Annotated in this window: 4 protein-coding genes; 1 reads left to right on the top strand and 3 read right to left on the bottom strand. The window is 73.1% G+C overall.

The genetic code is table 11. The features are described 5' to 3' along the window. On the bottom strand, positions 1-1012 hold a 1012-nt coding region (gene glsA / locus G3I40_RS41055), incomplete at its 3' end, for a glutaminase A (protein WP_343245190.1). 88 nt (positions 1013-1100) lie between these two features. Between glsA and G3I40_RS41050 the strand changes: the two genes are divergently transcribed. Beyond that, the gene (locus G3I40_RS41050) at positions 1101-1670 is read left to right on the top strand and encodes a DinB family protein (RefSeq protein ID WP_164559902.1); all 570 of its coding nucleotides are present in this window, start codon (positions 1101-1103) and stop codon (positions 1668-1670) included. A gap of 13 nt (positions 1671-1683) precedes the next feature. On the opposite strand, the gene G3I40_RS41045 is transcribed toward G3I40_RS41050, so the two are convergent. Together G3I40_RS41045 and G3I40_RS41040 are read right to left on the bottom strand one after the other, a co-directional pair. Beyond that, positions 1684-2748 (bottom strand): PP2C family protein-serine/threonine phosphatase, encoded by a 1065-nt coding sequence (locus tag G3I40_RS41045; protein ID WP_164559901.1) that lies wholly within the window; start codon positions 2746-2748, stop codon positions 1684-1686. Positions 2749-2901: 153 nt separating this feature from the next. Then, positions 2902-3321: thiamine pyrophosphate-dependent enzyme (locus G3I40_RS41040; protein ID WP_239092246.1), on the bottom strand; the 420-nt coding region annotated here is incomplete at its 5' end.

The raw sequence follows: 3321 nt of genomic DNA, 5'->3' as shown, positions 1-3321 counted from the left end.
GGCGCAGGGAGCGCAGCGGAGCGCCGTGCAGGGAGCGCGGCGGCAGGGGGCGGCGCTGCGGGTCGACGGCCCGCATCAGGTGCAGCCCGAACTGGTCGGACAGCAGGTGGCAGGCGGCGATGCCGCGCACGCTGTTGCCCTTCTCCTCCAGCGGCGGGCTGAACACGCCGATGCCGAACTGTCCGGGCAGGGCGACGCCGATCGCACCGGACACCCCGCTCTTGGCGGGCATGCCGACCTGCAGCATCCATTGGCCCGAGGCGTCGTACATGCCGCAGGTCGCCATGACCGCGAGGACGTGCTGGGCGTGGCGCGGGGCGACGACGCGCTTGCCGGTGACCGGGTTGACGCCGCCGCCCGCCAGCGTCGCGTGCATCACGGCGAGGTCGTCGCAGGTGACGAGGACCGAGCACTGGCGGAAGTAGACGCCGAGCTGCTCCTCCACGTCCCCGGTGAGCGAGCCCGCGTTGTGCATCAGATAGGCGAGGGCGCGATTGCGGTCGCCGGTCGCGCATTCGGAGGCGTACACCGCCTCGTCGACATCGAGGGAGCGGCCCGCGAAGTCGCCCAGGCCCTCCAGGATGCGGGCGAAGCGGGCCTGCGGGGTGTCTCCCGCGACGAGTGAACTGGTCACGATGGCACCTGCGTTGACCATCGGGTTGGGCGGGCGGCCGGTGCCGGGCTCCAGACGGATCGAGTTGAAGGCCTCGCCGCTGGGCTCGGCGCCGACCCGCGTCAGGACCTCCTCCAGGCCCCTGTCGGCGAGGGCGAGGGCGAACACGAAGGGTTTGGAGACGGACTGCACCGTGAACGGCGCCGTGGTGTCCCCGCTGCCGTAGACCTGCCCGTCCAGGGCGCACAGGCTCAGCCCGAACAGGGCCGGGTCGACGCGGCTCAGCTCGGGAATGTACGAGGCGGGCTCGCCGTCGTCGAGATCGCGCAGGCCGCGGCGCACCTGGTCGAGGAGGGTCGTCAGGGGGTCGTCCGAGGGGCTCCGCTGCTCGTGTCGCACCTGCCCATCGAATCCCATCGGGGGCCGGGGCGCACACGGGGCGGACAAACCGCTTGGCGGTACGGCGGGCGCGGGACAGACTCACCGGATGAGCGAGAACGATCAGAAGAAGGACCTGCTCCAGTACTTGCAGCATGCCCGCGACGCCCTGCTGTGGAAGCTGGAGGGGCTGTCGGAGTACGACGTGCGCCGCCCGCTGACAGGGACCGGCACGAATCTGCTGGGGCTGGTCAAGCATGTGACCGCCGTGGAGCTCGGCTACCTGTGCGACACCTTCGGCCGCCCGCACGACGTGCCGCAGTCCGATCCGGAGGAGGACTCCTACGCCACGCCCGACGAGACGCGCGACCTGATCGTCGCGCGCTACCGCCGGGCCTGGACCCACACCGACGCCGCGATCGCGGAGCTCGCCCTGGACACCGTCGGCACGGTGCCGTGGTGGCCGAAGGACCGGGCGCAGGTGACGTTCCACCACGTGCTCGTGCGGGTCCTCGGCGACACGCAGCGGCACGCGGGGCACGCCGACATCCTGCGCGAGGGGCTCGACGGTGCGGTGGGGTGGCGCGAGGACAACGACAGCCTGCCCTCGCACGACCCCGTGTGGTGGCAGGAGTACCGGGACCGTCTCGAGGACGTGGCGCGGCAGGCCGGGAAGTAGCGGAGCCGCCCGGTCAGGGGGCGGACCGGTGGCGCAGCAGCAGCATCGCCGCGTCGTCGTGCAGCGGCCCCGCCGCGTGGTCCACCAGGTCCGTGCGCAGCCGCTCCAGGGCCGCCTCGGCGTCGGGGTCCTTCAACAGGCTCACGCGCTCCGCCAGCGGATAGAAGTCCCCGGCGCCGTCCCGTGCCTCGCTCACCCCGTCCGTGTAGAGCAGGATCTGGTCGCCGGGCGTGAAGGGGACCGTGTACGGGACGGGCCGGTCCCCGCCGGGCACGTTCAGGCCGAGCGGCAGCGCGTACGCGGGCGGCTCGGGGAACAGCGTGGTGCCGTCGGGCCGGGCGATCAGCGGCGCCGGATGGCCGAAGTTGAGGAACGTCACCTCGCGGCCGCCCGCCGGGACCTCGACGAGCAGTGCGCTGACGAACCGCTCGCCCCGCAGCTCGCGGTCGACGGCCCGTTCCAGCCGGCGGCCGAGGCCGGCCAGTTCGGGTTCGTCGTGGGCGGCCTCGCGGAAGGCTCCGAGGACGAGCGCCGCCGTCTCGACGGCTTCGAGTCCCTTTCCTTGTACGTCGCCGATGACGGCCCGCGTTCCGCCCGCCGCGACCACCACTTCGTACAGGTCGCCGCCGATCCGTGCCTGCGCGACGGCCGAGGTGTAGGACACCGCGACGCGCAGTTCGCCCGCGACGCGCGGCACAGGCCGCAGCAGCACCCGCTGGGCGACCTCCGCGATCGAGCGGACACTGGCCAGTTCGGCGTCGCGGCGCTCCCTGAGCGCCACGGCCGCCAGGCCCGCGGCGGTGACCCCGGCGACGCTGATCGCCGCGATGTAGACGCGCCGCCGGCCCCATGTGCCGTCGTACGCGGACAGGCCGGCACACAGCAGTACCGCGAGGGCCCCGATCCGGGCGGTGCGTCTCTTGCTGCCGACGAGCCCCGCGAAGGCCGGGCCCAGCGATATCAGGGGCAGCAGGCCGAAACCGGTGGGTGTCGCCAGTTCGGCCACGGCCACGACGGCCATCACGCAGTACGGCAGGGCGGGCAGCACCCGCCCGTCACGGCCCTGAGTCCCACTCATCGTTCCCCCACCGGACGGCGCGTCAGTCGGTTCCGTCGGTTCTTGAGGGTATGCGTGTTTTCTTGGGGACTGATGAGAATGGCGTGATCTCGTTACCCGATCGCAGTCCGGGGCGTGCGGCGCCCGCCGACCGCCGGCGCCGCACGCCCGCTCTCACCCCAGATGCGTCGGCGCGAACATCCGCAGCAGCGCGGGCAGCACGACCACGCGGGGGCCGGGGGCGGCGAGTGCTGCGGCCAGGTCGTCCCGCAGCGCCCCGGGCGTCGTGCGGGTCGCGGGCACCCCGAACGACTCGGCCAGGGCCACGAAGTCGGGCCGGGTCAGTTCGGTGCCCTCGGTGTCGCCGAAGGTGTCGGTCATGTACTCGCGCAGGATGCCGTAGCCGCCGTCGTCGACGATCAGCCAGGTCACATTGAGCGATTCCTGCCGGGCGGTGGCCAGTTCGGCGATCGAGTACAGGGCGCCGCCGTCGCCGGAGACCGCGAGGACGGGGGTGGTCGGGTCGGCGACGGCGGCGCCCAGCGCGGCCGGATAGGCGTAGCCGAGGCCGCCCGCGCCCTGCGCCGAGTGCAG

The organism is Streptomyces sp. SID14478 (genome assembly GCF_010548525.1).
Lineage (GTDB): Bacteria > Actinomycetota > Actinomycetes > Streptomycetales > Streptomycetaceae > Streptomyces.
Note: the sequence above shows the minus strand (reverse complement) of the source record. Positions and strands in the feature narration are given on the sequence as shown.